We start from the raw sequence: 17,125 nt of genomic DNA, 5'->3' as shown, positions 1-17,125 counted from the left end.
GTGCCCGAGGCCCTGGCGGCGCTCGCCCTCGGCCGCATGGCCCACGACGCCGCCGCCGAGCGCCGCCAGGGCCTCGGGCACGGTTTCGCTCCAGCGCGGCAGCGTCAGGGCGTGGAAGGTAATATCGGCGGCAGCGGCGGCCGCGCCCGGCCGGGCGATAACGAAGACCGGCATGCCGGCCGGGTGGTCGGGTCGCTCGACGAAGGGCAGGCGGGCGATGATCTTCGGCGCTTCCGGGGCTTCGAGCCCCCGCCACCAGGCGGCCTTCGGGTTTTCGGCCCGCAGCAGCCCGAGGTCGCCCGTGGCGGCCGCCACCGCGCCGATCACGCCCTCGGGCCCGAAGTGGCTCTGGAGCGGCACCGTGAAGCCGAAATGGAACCGGGCCGAGTCCCGCATGGCGGCGTCCCCGCCCGCCATGTCGGCATGCACCCCATAGGGCGCCTGCAGGTGCGTGAAGGTGGCGATGATGACGCGCCAGATGCTTTCGACCGTGTCGAACGGCAGGCGGCCGGTGTGGCGCTCGGCCAGGCGCCGCATCATTTCGGCTTCGCGACCGGGCCGGAACGCCGAGCCGCCGCCCTGACGCGCCTTGATGGCGATCAACTCGTCGATGATCAGGCTGCGTTCGATCAGTAGCGCATGCATGCCGGCATCGATCCGGTCGATATCGACCCGGAGCGTGTCGAGTTGGGCGGCGAGGGAGAGGGAAGGATCGGGCACGGGAACTCGCAAGGCAGCCGCATGGGTTCTACCGGCCAGGGCGGTGTTTGGCAAAACGGCCCGGGATGCCGTTTCGGAAACGAACCGGTAAACAAGCCGCGACATAGATCATCTCGGACTGATCTTTGCGAAAGCGCCCGCCGCCCAGGGTGACTAGCCTCGCAGGGATGGATTTCGAGGATCGCGATTGATGAGCCGCCTGACCTGTGATGGATGCCGCGACGGCACCGCCTTCGCCATGCCGTTCTCGATGGCGTTCCAGCCGATCGTCGATGTCGAGGCCGGGCGCGTTTACGCCCATGAGGCGCTGGTGCGCGGGGTCGATGGCGCCGGCGCCGGCACGGTGTTGGCGGCCGTCGATGCCGGCAATCGCTACAGCTTCGATCAGGCCTGCCGGGTGCGGGCCATCGAACTCGCGGCCGACCTCGCCATGGCGTCCGAGGGCGCCTTCCTATCGATCAACTTCCTGCCCAATGCGGTCTACGAGCCGAGCGCCTGCATCCGCCTGACGTTGGCGACCGCCAAGCGCACCAACTTCCCGCTCGACCGGCTGATCTTCGAGTTCACCGAGAACGAGAAGCTCGATCCCGACCACGTGCAGCGGATCGTCACGACCTACAAAAGCATGGGCTTCAAAACCGCCATCGACGATTTCGGCGCCGGCTATGCCGGGCTGAACCTGTTGGCGCGGTTCCAGCCCGACATCATCAAGCTCGACATGGATCTCGTGCGCGGCATCGACGCGAGCCGGTCGCGCCGGGTGGTGGTGAAGGCCGTGGTGGAGATGTGCGACGACCTCGGCGTGGCGGTTCTGGCCGAAGGCATCGAGACGCCGGGCGAGCACCGTGCACTATGCGACCTCGGCATCCGGCTGCAGCAGGGCTATTGGTTCGCCAAGCCGTCGTTCGAGGCCTTGGCGGCGGTGCCGGCCGATCGGTTGGCGGCCTCGGCCCATCCCATCGCAGCCTGAAGCCCGAAGGGCGGTCCACGAAAAAGGGCCACCCCGATGGGGCGGCCCTCGCATTGTTCGGCCTCTCAGGCCGTACCCGGTGTCTTGATCTACGCGGCGGAAACCGCGGAGGAGACAGAAACCCAGGCCTGGCCCTGCGGCATGAAACAATGAGACACTGGATCACCTCCTTTCGTTGCGTTGCGATATGAGGAGGATGCCCCGCTTTCGAGACGTGCGCAAGGCTATCTTGCCGAAATCCCGGGCGACAAAAAGCCTGTGCGAAATGGCTTGACGCGCCGGCACGTCACCCACGTCCCCGCCAGGTTTGCGACTCCGCTGTTGACGGGCGGGCCCATGCGGGACGCCGGCGATCTGGACTGTTCCGCAGCGTCGGATGACCGAGCAAAGGCGATCGACGGCTTTCTCGAGTCAGGCTGACCGGTCGATCGCATATGCGGGGTTGGCCGGGATGCGAGCGATTTGGTGACTCCTCGCTCGACGGGCGATCAGAACGTGTAGCCGATCCGCCCACCGAAATTGGTGACGCCGGCGTTGCGGTCGCACATGTGGTCGTTCGAGATGTGCTCGGCGGTGGCCACCACGCTCCAATGCTGGGTGAACTGGTAGCCCAGGGTGGCCGATTCACGGAACATCAGGTGACAGCCGACGGCCGAATAGCCGACCGGCGGCACAAAGGCCGTGTGGCCGTCGTTGTAGGAGCCGCCGAGCGAGATTTCGGCGAAAAGGCCGCGATACACCGGCACCGTCCAGGTCCAGCCCAGATAGCCGTCGCTGGTGCGGCCGTCGGTGTTGAGGTTGCCGCCGAGGTGCATGCGGGGAACCAGATAGCTCCAATAGCCCGCGTTCAGCTCGACGACCCGGGGGGTGAGGATTTCGCCGTTCAGGTCGACGCCCTTGCCCTGCTCGGGCGAATCGTAGCCGTGGTAGAAGACGCCGCCGCGCACCTCCTGGACCACGCCCCAGAGCGGCGCCGGTGCGAGCGTCGTGGTGTCATAGCTCGAAGGATTGAGCGGAAAGTCCGCGGCGCGGCCCATCGAGGCGGGTGCCACGGCCAGGACGGCCGTGGCCGCGACCGTGCGGAGGAGGCGCTGTTTCATCGAGTCGTCCCGGCGGCGAACGGAAGGCCGCCTCATGGGAGACAGGGTTAGTCAGCCCCGATGCGCTTGTCCATGCGGCCGGCGAGGTCCTGGATGAATTGCCAGGCAGTGCGGCCGGAACGTGACGCCCGGGTGGTGGCCCACTCGAGCGCCTCCGCACGCAACTGCTCCGGCGGAACCGTGAGGCCGAGCTCCCGCGCGTAGCCGTCGATCATCGCCAGATAGTCGTCCTGCGAGCATTTGTGGAAACCGAGCCACAGGCCGAAGCGGTCACTGAGCGACACCTTTTCTTCCACGGCCTCGCCCGGGTTGATGGCGGTGGCGCGCTCGTTGTCCATCATGTCCCGCGGCATCAGGTGGCGGCGGTTCGAGGTGGCATAGAACACCACATTGTCGGGCCGCCCCTCGATGCCGCCGTCGAGCACCGCCTTCAGCGACTTGTAGGATGTGTCGTCGGTGTCGAAGCTCAGGTCGTCGCAGAACAGGATGAACCGGCAGGGCGCCTCGCGCAGCAGGTTCATCAGCGCCGGCAGGGCGTCGATGTCCTCGCGATGGATCTCGATCAGCTTCAAGGGCCGGTCGCCGACGCTCGCAAGCTCGGCATGCACGGCCTTGACGAGCGACGACTTGCCCATGCCGCGCGCCCCCCACAGCAGCGCGTTATTGGCCGGCAGGCCGCGCGCGAAGCGGCGAGTGTTGTCGATCAGGATGTCGCGCACCCGGTCGATACCCTGCAGCAGCCCGAGGTCGACCCGGTTGACGCGTCGCACGGGCATCAGCCGGTTCGCCGCGGCCGAGAACACGAAGGCTTGCGCGGCGTCGAAGTCGGGCGCGGGCGCCGCCGCGGGGGTGAGGCGTTCGAGCGCCGCAGCGATGCGTTCGAGGAGTGGTGCGAGCGAGGGGTCGAGGGACATGGGACATCCTTGGCGTGCGCCCATGTCCGGCTGGACCGGCGGGGTGTCAAGGTTGGGCTGATCCGGCGTGGCGTCATGTTTTCCGGAGCCGCGGCGCCTGAACCCAATCTGAACCGGCGGGTTCAGGCTCGATTGCGGTGCGGCCCGTAGAAGTTGGCGCGTCGTCTCGCGGTCGATTGTCGACGCGACGAAGGCCTGGAGATCATCAAACAATGAGCCAAGAAAACGCTGTCACCCTCAAGGGCGAGGTCACGGACATCTTCGCCCACCGCTTCGTCATCACCACCGCATCGGGACGGGTCCTCGCCGACCTCGGGCCGAAGGGCGCCGAGCAGGTCGGTCTCAAGGTCGGGGAAACCGTGGAGCTGTCGGGTGAGATGAAGCCATCGGAGTTGAAGGTGAAGCAGTTCACCCGGTCCGGTCAGGCGCCGATCACCCTCGATACCGAGAAGCCGAAGCCGAAAGACCACAAGAAGCCCGACAACAAGCACGACTGAAGGCCTCGCAGGTCCTCCGCGCGCGCGACGGCTCCGCATGCGCGGAGGGCTGCACGGCTCGGCCTGCAAAGTCGGGCCGAGTGCCCCACATGTCGCGGAGCGGGGGGCGAGGCTCGCCCGGCTCCCTTGTTGACGACCGAGGACAATCCATGCGCGACAGTCCGCCGATGGCCGAAGAGATCAGGAACGGCTTCTACCCCGCCTTCGAGGCCGGGTGGCGGCGCGCGGAACTGGTCGGACGCGGCCTTATGCTGGTGGTCGTGGTCGCGACGGTGTTCGGCGTCCTCGGCGGTGGGCCCTTGTCGCTTTGGACCTCCGAGCTCCATGCTGGAGCGCTTGACGTCGAGTTTCCCCCGGTGATCCGCTTCGGCACCCCGACGGATTTTACGCTGCGTGCCCACCCGGCAGAGGGGCAGGCCAGAATGACCGTCGCGTTTCCGGCGGATTTGGTGAAAGCCTTTGGGCTGCAGAGCGTGTATCCGCGTCCGGCCGAATGGCGGGCCGATCAGGACGGCAGCTTGGTCATGACCTTCGCCACCCTGGCAGATGGCCAGGATACCGTGGTGGAGGTCGGCGGCATGCCGGTCAGCAGCGGCAGGGTGACACTTTCGGCGCGGCTCGACGGCGCCCCCGCCGTATCCTGGACGCAGGTGATCCTCCCATGAGCACCGTCCTCAAGGCCGCTGCCGCCTATCTTGTGATCTTGTTCGCCATGCGGCTGATCGGGCGCCGCACGGCGAGCCAGCAGGCGCCCTTCGACACGGTCGTGTTGTTCTTGTTCGGCGGCATGACCACGGCGGCGATCCTCGGGGAAGACCGCTCGTTCACGGCCGCAATGACGGGCATCTTCACCGTCGGCCTGATGCACGTCATCGTCTCGTGGCTGAAGCTGCGGTCCGTGTTGATCGAGCGCATCGTCGATGGGACGCCCATCGTGGTGTTCGACGAAGGTCGCTGGTCCGAGGATGCGATGCGCAAGTTGCGCATGCAGGAGGCTGACATCCGCACCGCGATGCGGCAGCAGGGGATGATCGATGAGGGCGACATGCGCTATGCCATCATCGAGCGGGATGGCACCATCTCCATCATCCCCAAGGCTGAGAAGTGAGTCTGGTGGGTGAGGGTGCCATGAGCGTGGCCATGCCGGGATCGGTCATGTCCGGGTTGGGGTGAGGTGTTGCGATGGCCGGTGGATTGGTGGCGCTGCTCGACGACGTCGCGGCCTTGACGAAGCTCGCGGCGGCGTCGCTCGACGACGTCACCGGGGCCGCCGCCCGGGCCGGCGTGAAGGCGGCCGGCGTCGTGGTGGACGACACGGCCGTGACGCCGCGCTACGTCGCGGGCCTGGCGCCGGCGCGCGAGCTGCCGATCATCGGCCGCATCGCGCTCGGCTCGCTGCGCAACAAGGTGCTGATCCTGCTGCCGGTGGCGCTGGGGCTCGAGGCGTTGGCCCCCTGGGCCATCACGCCGCTGCTGATGCTCGGCGGCGCCTATCTCTGCTTCGAAGGGGCCGAGAAGGTCGTCGAGGCCCTGCGCGGCCACCACGCCGGGGACGCCGTGACAGAAACCGGCACGCCGGCCGAGATCGAGGACCGCAAGGTGCGGAGCGCCGTGCGGACCGACTTCATCCTGTCGGCCGAGATCATGGTGATGGCGCTGGCCGAGGTGACCGACAAATCCTTCGCCGTGCAGGCTGTGGCGCTGGCCGCCGTGGCGCTCGGCATCACGGCCGGGGTGTATGGCGTGGTGGCCGTGATCGTGAAGGTCGACGATGTCGGGGTCTATCTGGCGCGCCGGCCCGTGGCCGTGCTGCGGGCGCTCGGCCGCGGCCTCGTGCGTGGCATGCCGGTCGTGATGCGCGGCCTCACCGTGGTGGGCACGGCCGCCATGCTGTGGGTCGGCGGCGGCATCCTGCTGCACGGGCTCGAGGGATATGGCGTGACGGCGCTCGGTCACGGGCTACATGGTTTGGCGACGCGCGCCAGTGCGGCCCTGCCGGCCCTCGAGGCCGCAATCGCCTGGCTGGTCACGGCCACGGGGTCTGGCCTGCTCGGGCTGGTGGTCGGCGGCGTCCTGGCGGCCGCGGCGCACGGGCTGCGGCCCGCCGAGGCTGCCGCCTGAAGATTGCCGATCGTTGAGCCGGGCCGCAATTGCTTTCGGGACCGCGATCCGTATAGTCCCGCCGCATTTCGCGGGGTGCGCGCGCAGCCGCTTCGCCGCTTGCGACCCCTGAGTCGCCCGGAGTTGATTTCCAGTGTTCACGCAAGCTTTCGCGCAAACGGCCGGCACCACTGGTGGGGCCACGGACCTGGTTCAGTTCGTGGTGCCGATGGTGGCCGTTCTCGGCATCATGTACTTCCTGATCCTCCGTCCGCAGCAGAAGCGCCAGAAGGACCATCAAAGCCTGGTGGGCGCCATTCGGCGCGGCGACACGATCGTCACCAACGGCGGGCTGATCGGCAAGGTCACCAATGCCAGCCAGCCGACGGAGCTCGAACTCGAGGTGGCCCCCACCGTGCGGGTGCGGGTGTCGCGGGCGATGATCTCCGAGGTGCGGGCCAAGGGCGAGCCCGTCAAGGACGCGGTCAAGGCGTGACGGCGTTGCGCTCCGTTCGGGAAGCTTCGCGCCGATGATCCGCTATGCGCCTTGGAAGGTCGCGTCCATCATCTTGGGCACGCTTGTCGCGATCCTGCTGGTGATCCCGAGCCTGCTGCCGGTCTCGACGCGCGAGTCGCTCGCTCGTGCGGCGCCGTGGCTGCCGGCCCGCGCGATCGTGCTCGGCCTCGATCTGCAGGGCGGCGCCCACGTGCTGCTCGAGGTCGACACGCCATCCGTGGTGCGCAGCCGCGTCGAAGCCCTGCGGGACGACGTGCGCCGCGCCCTGCGCGAAGATCAGGTCAAGCTGACGGGCGGCATCGGATTGCAGGCCAAGGGTGTGCAGCTGCGCATTCCCGACCCGGCCGACCGCGCCAAGGCGCTGCCGAAGCTGCGCCAGCTGGCGCAGCCGCTCGGCGCCTCGCTGACCGGCGCCGTGTCGGACTTCACCGTGAACGAAGGAGACGACGGCGTCGTCCAGCTGATGTTGACCGATGCCGGCATCGATGCCCGCGTGCGGCGCGCCGTCGATCAGTCGATCGAGGTGTTGCGTCGCCGCGTCGATGCGCTCGGCACCACCGAGCCCAACATCCAACGGGAAGGCAATGACCGCATCCTGGTCGAGGTGCCGGGCCTGCAGGACGCCCAGCGCCTGAAGGACATTCTCGGCACCACCGCCAAGCTCGAGTTCCGCCTGGTCGGCGACTCCGGCGCGAACCCGGGCGACGTCGAGCAGCTGCCCTATTACAAGGCGAGCGAGGGCTCCGGCACGCTGCCGGTCGAGAAGCGCGTCATGGTGCAGGGCGAAGACCTGACCGACGCCCAGCCGGGCTTCGACAGCCGCACCAGCGAGCCGGTAGTCAACTTTCGCTTCAATCTGCGCGGCGGCCAGCAATTCGGTCAGGTGACGGCCGAGAACGTCGGCAAGCCCTTCGCCATCGTGCTCGACGAGAAGATCGTCTCGGCGCCGCGCATCCTCGGCCCCATCACGGGCGGGTCGGGCCAGATCTCGGGCAACTTCACCGTGCAGGGTGCCAACGACCTCGCGGTGCTGCTGCGGGCCGGCGCCCTGCCGGCCAAGCTTACCATCGTGGAAGAGCGCACGGTTGGCCCCGGCCTCGGCGAGGATTCGATCAACGCCGGCAAGCGCGCCGCCTACGTGGCGGCCATCCTGGTGCTCGGCTACATGCTGCTCACCTACGGGGTGTTCGGCGTCTTCGCCGACATCGCGCTCGGCGTCCACATTCTGCTGATCTTCGCCTTCATGGTGTTGCTCGGCGCCACCCTGACGCTGCCCGGCATCGCCGGCATCGTGTTCACCATCGGGGTCGCGGTCGACGCCAACGTGCTGATCTACGAGCGCATCCGCGAGGAAGCCCATTCGGGCCGTTCCATCCTGCAATCGCTCGATACCGGATTCAAGCGCGCCTTTGCGACCATCATCGACTCGAACGTGACGATGTTCGTGGCGGCTGCGATCCTCTACCTGTTCGGTTCGGGTCCGGTGCGGGGCTTCGCGGTGTCGCTCGGCCTCGGCATCCTGACCTCGGTGGTCACCGCCGTCACCATGACCCGCATGATGATCGCGCTGTGGTATCGCTGGAAGCGGCCCACCGTGCTGCCAATCTGATGGCATCGCATTTTCAAGCTCCTTCATGCCGGGACGGCGAAGCCGAACCCGGAACCGGTGTGCCAGGGCGATCGTGCATGAGGCACACCGGTTCCGGGTCTCCGCTTCGCTCCGCGCGGAATGAGGCGGCTTATTCAGAACAAGGCCTGGTGAGGCGCCCATGAAACTGCTCCGCCTCGCACCCGAGAAGACCAATCTCGGGTTCATGCGCCTCCGGCGCTTTTCTTATCCGTTCTCGGCCGCGCTCTCGATCATCTCGGTGGTCACCTTCATCGTGCTGGGCATGAACTTCGGCATCGATTTCGCCGGCGGCACCGTGATGGAGCTGCGGGCGAAATCCGGTCAGGCCGACCTCGCGCAATTGCGCCAGATCGGCGAGTCGCTGGGGATCGGCCACGTCGAGGTGCAGGGCTTCGGCAATGCGTCCGACGCGACGCTGCGCTTCGGCGTGCAGCCGGGCGGCGGCCCCGCCCAGGAAGCCACGGTCAGCAAGCTGCGCGACCAGACGCAGGCCGCCTACGAGATCCGCCGCGTCGAGGTGGTGGGGCCGCGCGTATCGGGCGAACTGGTGCAGTCGGGCACGCTCGGCGTCGTGGTCTCGATCTTCGCGGTGCTGCTGTACCTGTGGTTCCGCTTCGAATGGCAGTTCGCCGTGGGGGCCATCATCGCCACCATGCACGACCTGCTGCTGACGGTGGGGTTCTTCTCGGTCACCCACCTCGAGTTCAACACCACCTCGATTGCCGCCATCCTGACCATCGTGGGCTATTCGCTCAACGAGGCCGTGGTGGTGCTCGACCGCATCCGGGAGGTGATGCGCAAGTATAAGCGCATGTCGACCGCCGAGATGATCGACATGTCGGTCAATGCCGTGCTGCCCCGCACCATCATGACGGCCACCACCGTGTTTCTGGCGCTGCTGGCGCTGGTGTTGTTCGGCGGCGAGGTCATCAAGAGCTTCTCGCTCGCCATGATGTGGGGCGTCGTGGTGGGCACCTATTCGTCGATCTTCATCTGCTCGCCCATCCTGATCTACCTGGGCGTCCGGTCGGAGGCCGGCCCTGCGGCAACGCCGGAGCAGGCCCGCAAGGAACCGCGACCCGCCAAGGCGCGTACGGCCTGAGCGGTTCGTTGCGCCGCATGAGGCCCTGATCCATGGCAGATTCTTCCGGCTTCGTTCCCGGTCAGCACGGCATCGACGCCTATGGCAGCGGCGGCTTTAAATTCGCCGGCATGTCGCATCGCGGCTCGATCCTGGCGCTGCCGACCGGGGTGCATGCCTTCGCGGCCACCTGCTTCGCCGAGATCACGGCCGAAACGCTGGCGCCGCTGCTGGCGCTGCCGCGCGGCGCGGTCGATCTGCTGCTGGTCGGTACCGGGCCCGACCTCGTGCCCTTGGCCGAACCGCTGCGGGCACAATTGCGCGCGGCCGGCATCCGGTCCGATCCGATGGCGACCGGGGCCGCGGCTCGGACCTATAACGTGCTGCTCGGCGAAGGGCGCCGCGTCGCGGCCGCCCTCGTGGCCGTGGGCTGACGGGTGGCCGAAACGGACCCCGACGCCAACCACGGCCATTGCGAGGCGATCCTCAAGGCCGCCGACCGTCCGGCCTGGCTGGCGACGCTTTTCGCGCCGGCCGACAAGCGCCCGATCCTGCATGCGCTCGGCGCCTTCGCGGTCGAGATCGCGGCCGTGCGGGGCAAGGTGCGGGAGCCCCTGGCGGGCGAGCTTCGCCTGCAATGGTGGACCGATGCCATCGAGGGCGAGGCACGCGGCGACGTGCGCGGCCATCCGGTTGCGGCCGCGTTGATCGATGCCGTCCGTGCGGCCCATCTGCCCCGCGCCGCGCTGACCGGCATGGTCGAGGCGCGCCGCACGGACCTTTACGACGACCCTCTCGGCACGCTCGACGATTATGCGGCGCGGGCGGACGCGCTCGAAGGCGCCCAGATCGCCCTGGCCGCCCAGGCGCTCAGCGGCCGTCGTGACCCGGACGTCGAGGCGGCGGCCCGCCATGCCGGCCGCGTCGTCGCGGTGGGCGACACCCTGCGGGCCTTGTCGAGCCCCGCCACGCCGCTGCACATGACGGTGCCGCTCGAACTGCTGCGGGCCGAGGGGATCGGGGCGGCGGAAGTGCTGGTGCGTCGCCCGACGCCCCCCGTCCAGGCGGCGCTCGCGCGGCTGATCGCTTATGGTCAGGCGGAGCTCGCGTCCTTGCGGTCCCTGCGTGGCAGCCTCGATCCCGACGCCGCGCCCGCCTTCCTGGCCGCCAATCTGGCAACACCGAAGTTGAAGCGCGCCCTGCGGCGCGGGTCGGACCCCTTCGCTACCGACCTGGCGCCGCCGCTCTGGCGGCAACAATGGACCTTGTGGCGCGCTTCGCGGCGCAACGGCGTGGTTTAGCCGGTCGCGACCGGCAGCGCCGGCTTCGATCCGTATTCGGCCCAGGAGCCGTCGTAGAGCCGGGTGTCGGGGTTGCCGAGCCGGGCCAGGGCCAGCGTCAGGATCGCGGCCGTGACGCCGGACCCGCAGGACGTGATGGTCGGCGCCATCGGATTGATGCCCGCGTCCGCGAAAACGGCCCGCAGCGCCGCGATGGACTTCAGCCGGCCGTCGGCGATCACCGCCATGGCCGGCAGGTTCAGGCTTCCCGGCATATGGCCCGCCGCGAGGCCGGGTCGGGGTTCGGGTGTGTCGCCGGTGAAGCGCCCTGCCGGCCGGGCGTCGATCACCTGGACGCCATCACGGCCGAGCGCGTCCTCGACGGCTGCGAGGTCTGCGACGGCCGATCCCGGCGGCACGGCGTCGAACCGGGCGGGCGGGCGCTTCGACCGGCCGCTTTCGAGGGGCAGGTTCGCGGCCCGCCAGGCCGGCAGGCCGCCCTCGAGGATGCGCACGTCGCGGGCGCCGAACGCCTTCAGGGTCCACCATACCCGCGGGGCCGAAAACAAGCCGGCACCGTCGTAGACCACCAGCGTCGCGTCGGACGGGATGCCGAGCGCGCCCGCCTCCCGGCCGAACCATCCGGTCTCGGGCAGCATGTGGGGCAGGGGGCTCGTCTGGTCGGCCAGCGCCTCGATGTCCAGGAAGGTGGCGCCCGGCACATGGGCGTCCGCGAATTCTGCGGCGGCGTTGCGGTTCTGCGTCGGCAGGTACCAGGATCCGTCGATCGGCACGACGGCGGGATCGTCGAGATGGTCGGCCAGCCATTGCGGCGACACGAAGGGCGCCGTTTTGGCGGGATCTGGGATCGAGTCTGACATCGCGGGCTGCCTGGGCGGAGGGGCGTCGGCCAGCATGCCGCCCCGCCAGACCGGGCGTCAACGCCGCAGCCGCGGCACGGCCCATCGAAGCCCGCCACTGCTGCGGCAAGTTATGCACTCAGCGCGGGTCTGAACGGAAGCGCGTGCTTTCCAAGCCATCCGGGCTGGCCTACAAGGCGGCATCCCGAAGCGCGAGACCCAGGCCCATGACCGCCATCATCGACATCGTCGCCCGTGAGATCCTCGACAGTCGCGGCAACCCGACGATCGAGGTCGACGTGACGCTGGAGAGCGGTGCCTCGGGCCGCGCCGCCGTGCCGTCGGGCGCTTCGACCGGGGCCCACGAGGCGGTGGAGCTGCGCGACGGCGACAAGTCCCGTTACGGCGGCAAGGGCGTGCTGAAGGCCATCGCCGCCATGGAGCCGATCTTCGAGGCCCTCGAAGACGTCGATGCCGAAGACCAGATCGCGGTCGACGAGGCCCTGATCCAGCTCGACGGCACCCCGAACAAGAGCCGCATCGGCGCCAATGCCATCCTGGGCGTGTCGCTGGCGGTCGCCAAGGCGGCGGCCGAGGAATCGAACCTGCCGCTCTACCGCTACGTCGGCGGCACCCAGGCCCACATCCTGCCGGTGCCGATGATGAACATCCTCAACGGCGGTGCTCACGCCGACAACCCGATCGACTTCCAGGAATTCATGATCATGCCGGTCGGCGCGTCCAGCCTTTCGGAGGCGGTGCGCTGGGGCTCGGAGGTGTTCCACGTCCTAAAGGGCCTGCTGAAGAAATCCGGCCAGAACACCAATGTCGGCGACGAGGGCGGCTTCGCGCCGAACCTGCCGTCGGCCGAGGCGGCGCTCGACTTCTGCCTCGAGGCCGTCACCAAGGCGGGCTTCAAGCCGGGCTCCGACATCGTGCTGGCGCTCGACTGCGCCGTGACCGACTGGTTCAAGGACAGCACCTATCACTACGAGGGTGAGGGCACCAAGCGCTCGATCCAGCAGCAGGCCGAATATCTGGCCAAGCTCGCCAAGGATTATCCCATCGCCTCCATCGAGGACGGCATGGGCGAGGACGACTGGGAAGGCTGGAAGATCCTCACCGACCTCGTCGGCGACAAAGTGCAGATCGTCGGCGACGACCTGTTCGTCACCAACACCGAGCGGTTGTCGCGCGGCATCGGCATGGGCGTCGCCAACGCGCTGCTGGTCAAGGTCAACCAGATCGGCACCCTGACCGAGACCCTGCGGGCCGTCGATATGGCGCACCGCGCCGGCTACACAGCCGTGATGTCCCACCGCTCGGGCGAGACCGAGGATTCTACCATCGCGGATCTCGCGGTGGCGACCAATTGCGGGCAGATCAAGACGGGCTCGCTGGCCCGGTCGGATAGATTGGCGAAGTACAACCAGCTGATCCGCATCGAGCAGAGCCTCGGCGCCCAGGCCCGCTATGCCGGTCGCGCAGCCCTGAAGGCCCTCGCCAAGGCCGGCTGAGGCCACGCCGCGCCCCCGATCGACTCGGGTCGGGGCGCGGCATTCGGTTTCGGCCGACCGGACCGCCGGGCAGGCCGACGCGATCACGGGTCGGGGTCGCGGAAACACCGGAACCCCGCCGTGGCGCTCGACGCCACATGGTTCGGCCCGTTCCCCGCTGCGGCGTCACATCGTCTTCTGCACTGCAGCAAAGCGACGAGCGGCAAGCGGCGAAGCTGCGGAGCAAAGTCGCGCTCGCATTAACGGGCTCTTCACCACGCTTGACCATGATGGTCCCATGGTCGTCCGCACGCGAATCCGCGCCATCATGGTGCCCCTGACGCTTTATGTCGTGTCCGGCGCCGTGTCGGGCTATTTTCTTTGGACGGCCAAGAACGGCGAGCGCGGCACGGTGGCCAAGCTCGAATACAAGGCCAGCATCGCCCAGCTGCGCGACACCCTGGCCGACCTGCAGGGCCAGCGCGCCAAATGGGAACACCGCGTCAGCCTGATGCGGTCCGAGAGCGTCGATCGCGACCTCGCCGAAGAACAAGCACGCGACAAGATCGGCTATGTCGATTCGCGCGACGTGGAGATCTTCACGGGCGCCATCAAGCATTGAACGCATGCAGTTGTGCAATGCACAAACGCAGGTGCAATAAAACCTGAGAACAATCAAAGCTTTGAGCATAGCTGCCCCCGGCTTTCCTCCCCTCGCTTTTCCCCAAGCCCTCACTTAGGTTACGGCCACATTGTGTCCGGGGGCCTGTGTTTCGTCGTGGCTCCCTCCCTCATCGAGGAGCATCCATGGCCGCCAGCCCGAAGACCGCCCGAGCCGAGGCGAACGGGTCAGTGCCCGCGAGTGGGTCGACCCCCACGAGCGGGTCGGTTCCACCGAGGTCCAACGTCCCGCCGTTCACGCGGGACGAGGACATGCGGGCCTTCAACGACATGCTGCTGATCCGCCGCTTCGAGGAGCGCGCCGGCCAGATGTACGGCATGGGCCTGATCGGCGGCTTCTGTCACCTCTACATCGGCCAGGAGGCCGTCGTGGTGGGCATGCAGATGGCCCAGAAGGAAGGCGACAAGATCATCACCGGCTACCGGGACCACGGCCACATGCTGGCCTGCGGCATGGAGGCCAAGGGGGTGATGGCGGAGCTCACCGGCCGGCGCGGCGGCTATTCGCGCGGCAAGGGCGGCTCGATGCACATGTTCTCCAAGGAGAAGCATTTCTACGGCGGCCATGGCATCGTAGCCGGCCAGGTGGCGCTCGGCGGTGGGCTTGCCTTCGCCAATGCTTATCGGGGCGACGGCACCGTGGCGGTCAGCTATTTCGGCGACGGCGCCGCCAACCAGGGCCAGGTCTACGAGACCTTCAACATGGCGCAGCTGTGGAAGCTGCCGATCGTTTTCGTCATCGAGAACAACCGCTACGCCATGGGCACCTCGGTGACGCGTTCCTCGGCGCAGCCTGATTTTTCCCGCCGCGGCATCTCGTTCAATATCCCGGGCGAGCAGGTCGACGGCATGGACGTGCGGGCCGTGCGGGCTGCCGGCCTGAAGGCGTTGGAGCATTGCCGCAGCGGCCAGGGTCCGATGATCCTGGAGATGCAGACCTACCGCTATCGCGGCCACTCGATGTCGGACCCGGCGAAATACCGCTCCCGCGACGAGGTGCAGAAGATGCGTGACGAGCAGGACCCGATCGAGCAGGTGCGTGCTCGCCTGCTCGGGGAACACCAGGTGGCAGAGGACGAGCTCAAGGCCCTCGACGGCAAGGTTCGCGCCGTGGTGACGGAAGCCGCCGACTTCGCCCAGCACGATCTCGAGCCGGACCCGTCCGAGCTCTGGACCGACATCCTGCTCTGAGCGCGCGAATCCAGGACTGACCGATGCCCACCACCGTATTGATGCCCGCGCTTTCTCCCACCATGGAGCAGGGCAAGCTGTCCAAATGGATGAAGAAGGTCGGCGACCCGATCAAGGCCGGCGATATCCTGGCCGAAATCGAGACCGATAAGGCCACCATGGAGGTTGAAGCCATCGACGAGGGGACGCTGTCGCAGATCCTGATCGAGGAAGGCACCGACAACGTCGCGGTCAACACCCCGATCGGCGTCATCGCGGCCGACGGCGAGGACGCCACGGCGTCGACCGAGGCCAAGGCGCCCGCCACCAAAGCGCCGGAAGGCGCCAAGCCGGGTGCGCCAGAGACGGCCGAAAAGCCCCAGCCGGCCGGCGTGCCGAGCGACAACGCCGGCCCGCCCACGGCAGCCCATAGTCATGGCCTCGGCGGCGGCGCGCCCGCGGAAGCGACGCCGGAGGTGCCGGCCGGCACCGCCATGGTTCATGTGACGGTGCGCGAAGCGTTGCGGGACGCCATGGCGGAAGAGATGCGCCGCGATGGCGACATCTTCGTCATGGGCGAAGAGGTGGCCGAATACCAGGGCGCCTATAAGGTGACGCAGGGCCTGCTGGAAGAGTTCGGCGCCAAGCGGGTCATCGACACGCCCATCACCGAATATGGCTTCGCCGGCATCGGGGTCGGCGCCGCGATGGCGGGGCTGAAGCCCATCGTCGAGTTCATGACCTTCAACTTCGCCATGCAGGCGATCGACCACATCATCAATTCGGCGGCCAAGACGCTGTATATGTCGGGCGGCCAGATGGGCTGCCCCATCGTGTTCCGCGGCCCGAACGGCGCTGCGGCGCGGGTCGGCGCCCAGCATAGCCAGGACTATACGGCGTGGTATTCCTCCGTGCCGGGCCTCATCGTGGTGGCGCCCTATACGGCCGCCGACGCCAAGGGCCTGCTGAAGAGCGCCATCCGCAATCCGAACCCCGTGGTGTTCCTCGAGAACGAGATCCTCTACGGGCAGCAGTTCGACGTGCCGCAGATCGAGGATTTCACGGTTCCGATCGGCAAGGCCAAGGTGGCCCGCGTCGGCAAGGACGTGACGATCGTGTCCTGGTCGATCGGCATGACCTATGCCCTGAAGGCTGCCGACGAGCTCGCCAAGGAGGGCATCGAGGCGGAGGTCATCGATCTGCGCACCATTCGCCCGATGGACAGCGAGACGATCCTGGCCTCGGTCAAGAAGACGGGCCGTTGCGTCACGGTCGAGGAAGGCTGGGGGCAATCGGGCGTTGGCGCCGAGATCGCGGCGCGCGTCATGGAAGGCGCTTTCGATTACCTCGATGCCCCCGTGACCCGCGTCAGCGGCAAGGATGTGCCGATGCCCTACGCGGCCAACCTCGAGAAGCTCGCGCTGCCCAACACCGGCGAGGTCGTGGCCGCCGTGAAGGCCGTGCTTTACCGCTGATCTTGAGCGCCGCCAGCCAGGGCGGCGCGCTTCACATTCGAGGCCACCATGCCGACCAACATTCTGATGCCGGCCCTGTCTCCCACCATGGAGAAGGGCAACCTCGCGCGCTGGCTCAAGAAGGAGGGTGACGCGATCAAGTCGGGCGACATCCTGGCCGAGATCGAGACCGACAAGGCCACCATGGAGGTGGAGGCCGTCGACGAGGGTACGCTCGCGCGGATCGTCGTGCCGGACGGCACGACCGATGTGGCGGTCAACGACGTCATCGGCATCATCGCGGCCGAGGGCGAGGATGCCAATACCGCGACCGCATCCCCCAAGGCAGACGCCAAGCCGGTCGAGAAACCCGCGGCACCCGGCGAAGCCCCGGCCAAGCAGGACCTGGAGGTGCCGGTCGGCCATCAATACGAGCGTGCCCCCGCGATGGAACACGTGGGCGCCGGCAGTGCCGTTTCGGCCGCCAACGGCCACGAGGCCGAAGGCACCCGCACCTTCTCGTCGCCGCTCGCCCGGCGCATCGCCAAGGAAAACAGCCTCGACATCGCGACGATCGCCGGTACCGGCCCGCACGGCCGCGTCGTCGAGCGCGACGTGAAGGCGGCGCTGGCCGGTGGCGGCGCCGCCTTCACGT

19 protein-coding genes are annotated in these 17,125 nt (G+C 68.0%); 15 read left to right on the top strand and 4 right to left on the bottom strand.

Features of this window, described 5'->3' with window-relative positions; translation table 11 throughout:
- Positions 1–720: chorismate mutase (locus P7D22_RS19115; RefSeq protein WP_319935849.1), on the bottom strand; the 720-nt coding region annotated here is incomplete at its 3' end.
- Positions 721–910: 190 nt separating this feature from the next.
- Between P7D22_RS19115 and P7D22_RS19110 the strand changes: the two genes are divergently transcribed.
- Complete coding sequence (locus P7D22_RS19110; protein WP_319935848.1) at positions 911–1,690, top strand: EAL domain-containing protein; 780 nt, start codon at positions 911–913, stop codon at positions 1,688–1,690.
- A 488-nt stretch (positions 1,691–2,178) separates the two neighbouring features.
- Here the strand turns inward: P7D22_RS19110 and P7D22_RS19105 are convergent, their stop codons facing one another.
- Positions 2,179–2,790 carry an acyloxyacyl hydrolase gene (locus P7D22_RS19105; RefSeq protein ID WP_319935847.1) on the bottom strand — a complete coding sequence of 204 codons (612 nt, stop codon included), beginning with the start codon at positions 2,788–2,790 and terminating at the stop codon, positions 2,179–2,181.
- Between the two features lie 47 nt (positions 2,791–2,837).
- Positions 2,838–3,704 (bottom strand): ATP-binding protein, encoded by an 867-nt coding sequence (locus tag P7D22_RS19100; RefSeq protein WP_319935846.1) that lies wholly within the window; start codon positions 3,702–3,704, stop codon positions 2,838–2,840.
- A gap of 212 nt (positions 3,705–3,916) precedes the next feature.
- Between P7D22_RS19100 and P7D22_RS19095 the strand changes: the two genes are divergently transcribed.
- The 9 genes from P7D22_RS19095 to P7D22_RS19055 all read left to right on the top strand — a co-directional run bounded on the left by P7D22_RS19095 (position 3,917) and on the right by P7D22_RS19055 (position 10,830).
- The gene (locus tag P7D22_RS19095) at positions 3,917–4,201 is read left to right on the top strand and encodes a hypothetical protein (RefSeq protein WP_319935845.1); all 285 of its coding nucleotides are present in this window, start codon (positions 3,917–3,919) and stop codon (positions 4,199–4,201) included.
- Positions 4,202–4,350: 149 nt separating this feature from the next.
- The gene (locus tag P7D22_RS19090; RefSeq protein ID WP_319935844.1) at positions 4,351–4,866 is read left to right on the top strand and encodes a hypothetical protein; all 516 of its coding nucleotides are present in this window, start codon (positions 4,351–4,353) and stop codon (positions 4,864–4,866) included.
- A complete protein-coding gene (locus P7D22_RS19085; RefSeq protein WP_319935843.1) occupies positions 4,863–5,309 on the top strand; it encodes a DUF421 domain-containing protein in 447 nt (148 codons plus the stop codon). Before P7D22_RS19090 ends, P7D22_RS19085 begins: the two co-directional genes overlap by 4 nt.
- A gap of 74 nt (positions 5,310–5,383) precedes the next feature.
- Complete coding sequence (locus P7D22_RS19080; protein ID WP_319935842.1) at positions 5,384–6,322, top strand: DUF808 domain-containing protein; 939 nt, start codon at positions 5,384–5,386, stop codon at positions 6,320–6,322.
- 133 nt (positions 6,323–6,455) lie between these two features.
- On the top strand, positions 6,456–6,797 hold the full coding sequence (gene yajC, locus P7D22_RS19075) for a preprotein translocase subunit YajC (protein ID WP_319935841.1): 342 nt from the start codon (positions 6,456–6,458) through the stop codon (positions 6,795–6,797).
- 34 nt (positions 6,798–6,831) lie between these two features.
- Positions 6,832–8,427: a protein translocase subunit SecD gene (gene secD / locus P7D22_RS19070; RefSeq protein WP_319935840.1), complete on the top strand. Its 1,596-nt coding sequence runs from the start codon at positions 6,832–6,834 to the stop codon at positions 8,425–8,427.
- Between the two features lie 160 nt (positions 8,428–8,587).
- Positions 8,588–9,550, top strand: a complete 963-nt coding sequence (gene secF, locus P7D22_RS19065; RefSeq protein ID WP_319935839.1) for a protein translocase subunit SecF — start codon at positions 8,588–8,590, stop codon at positions 9,548–9,550.
- A 32-nt stretch (positions 9,551–9,582) separates the two neighbouring features.
- The gene (locus P7D22_RS19060) at positions 9,583–9,963 is read left to right on the top strand and encodes an Mth938-like domain-containing protein (RefSeq protein WP_319935838.1); all 381 of its coding nucleotides are present in this window, start codon (positions 9,583–9,585) and stop codon (positions 9,961–9,963) included.
- A gap of 3 nt (positions 9,964–9,966) precedes the next feature.
- Positions 9,967–10,830 (top strand): phytoene/squalene synthase family protein, encoded by an 864-nt coding sequence (locus tag P7D22_RS19055; RefSeq protein WP_319935837.1) that lies wholly within the window; start codon positions 9,967–9,969, stop codon positions 10,828–10,830.
- Here P7D22_RS19055 and sseA read toward each other — a convergent pair.
- Positions 10,827–11,690 (bottom strand): 3-mercaptopyruvate sulfurtransferase, encoded by an 864-nt coding sequence (gene sseA, locus P7D22_RS19050; RefSeq protein WP_319935836.1) that lies wholly within the window; start codon positions 11,688–11,690, stop codon positions 10,827–10,829. The two genes, P7D22_RS19055 and sseA, sit on opposite strands and share 4 nt — an antisense overlap.
- A gap of 206 nt (positions 11,691–11,896) precedes the next feature.
- On the opposite strand from sseA, the gene eno reads away from it, so the two are divergent.
- The 5 genes from eno to P7D22_RS19025 all read left to right on the top strand — a co-directional run.
- Positions 11,897–13,186: a phosphopyruvate hydratase gene (gene eno / locus P7D22_RS19045; protein WP_319935835.1), complete on the top strand. Its 1,290-nt coding sequence runs from the start codon at positions 11,897–11,899 to the stop codon at positions 13,184–13,186.
- Between the two features lie 277 nt (positions 13,187–13,463).
- Positions 13,464–13,787 carry an FtsB family cell division protein gene (locus tag P7D22_RS19040; protein ID WP_319935834.1) on the top strand — a complete coding sequence of 108 codons (324 nt, stop codon included), beginning with the start codon at positions 13,464–13,466 and terminating at the stop codon, positions 13,785–13,787.
- A 185-nt stretch (positions 13,788–13,972) separates the two neighbouring features.
- A complete protein-coding gene (pdhA, locus tag P7D22_RS19035; protein WP_319935833.1) occupies positions 13,973–15,037 on the top strand; it encodes a pyruvate dehydrogenase (acetyl-transferring) E1 component subunit alpha in 1,065 nt (354 codons plus the stop codon).
- A 23-nt stretch (positions 15,038–15,060) separates the two neighbouring features.
- On the top strand, positions 15,061–16,491 hold the full coding sequence (locus P7D22_RS19030; protein ID WP_319935832.1) for a pyruvate dehydrogenase complex E1 component subunit beta: 1,431 nt from the start codon (positions 15,061–15,063) through the stop codon (positions 16,489–16,491).
- Positions 16,492–16,539: 48 nt separating this feature from the next.
- On the top strand, positions 16,540–17,125 hold a 586-nt coding region (locus tag P7D22_RS19025; RefSeq protein WP_319935831.1), incomplete at its 3' end, for a biotin/lipoyl-containing protein.

The organism is Lichenihabitans sp. Uapishka_5, from assembly GCF_033947565.1.
Taxonomy (GTDB): domain Bacteria; phylum Pseudomonadota; class Alphaproteobacteria; order Rhizobiales; family Beijerinckiaceae; genus Lichenihabitans.
Note: the sequence above shows the minus strand (reverse complement) of the source record. Positions and strands in the feature narration are given on the sequence as shown.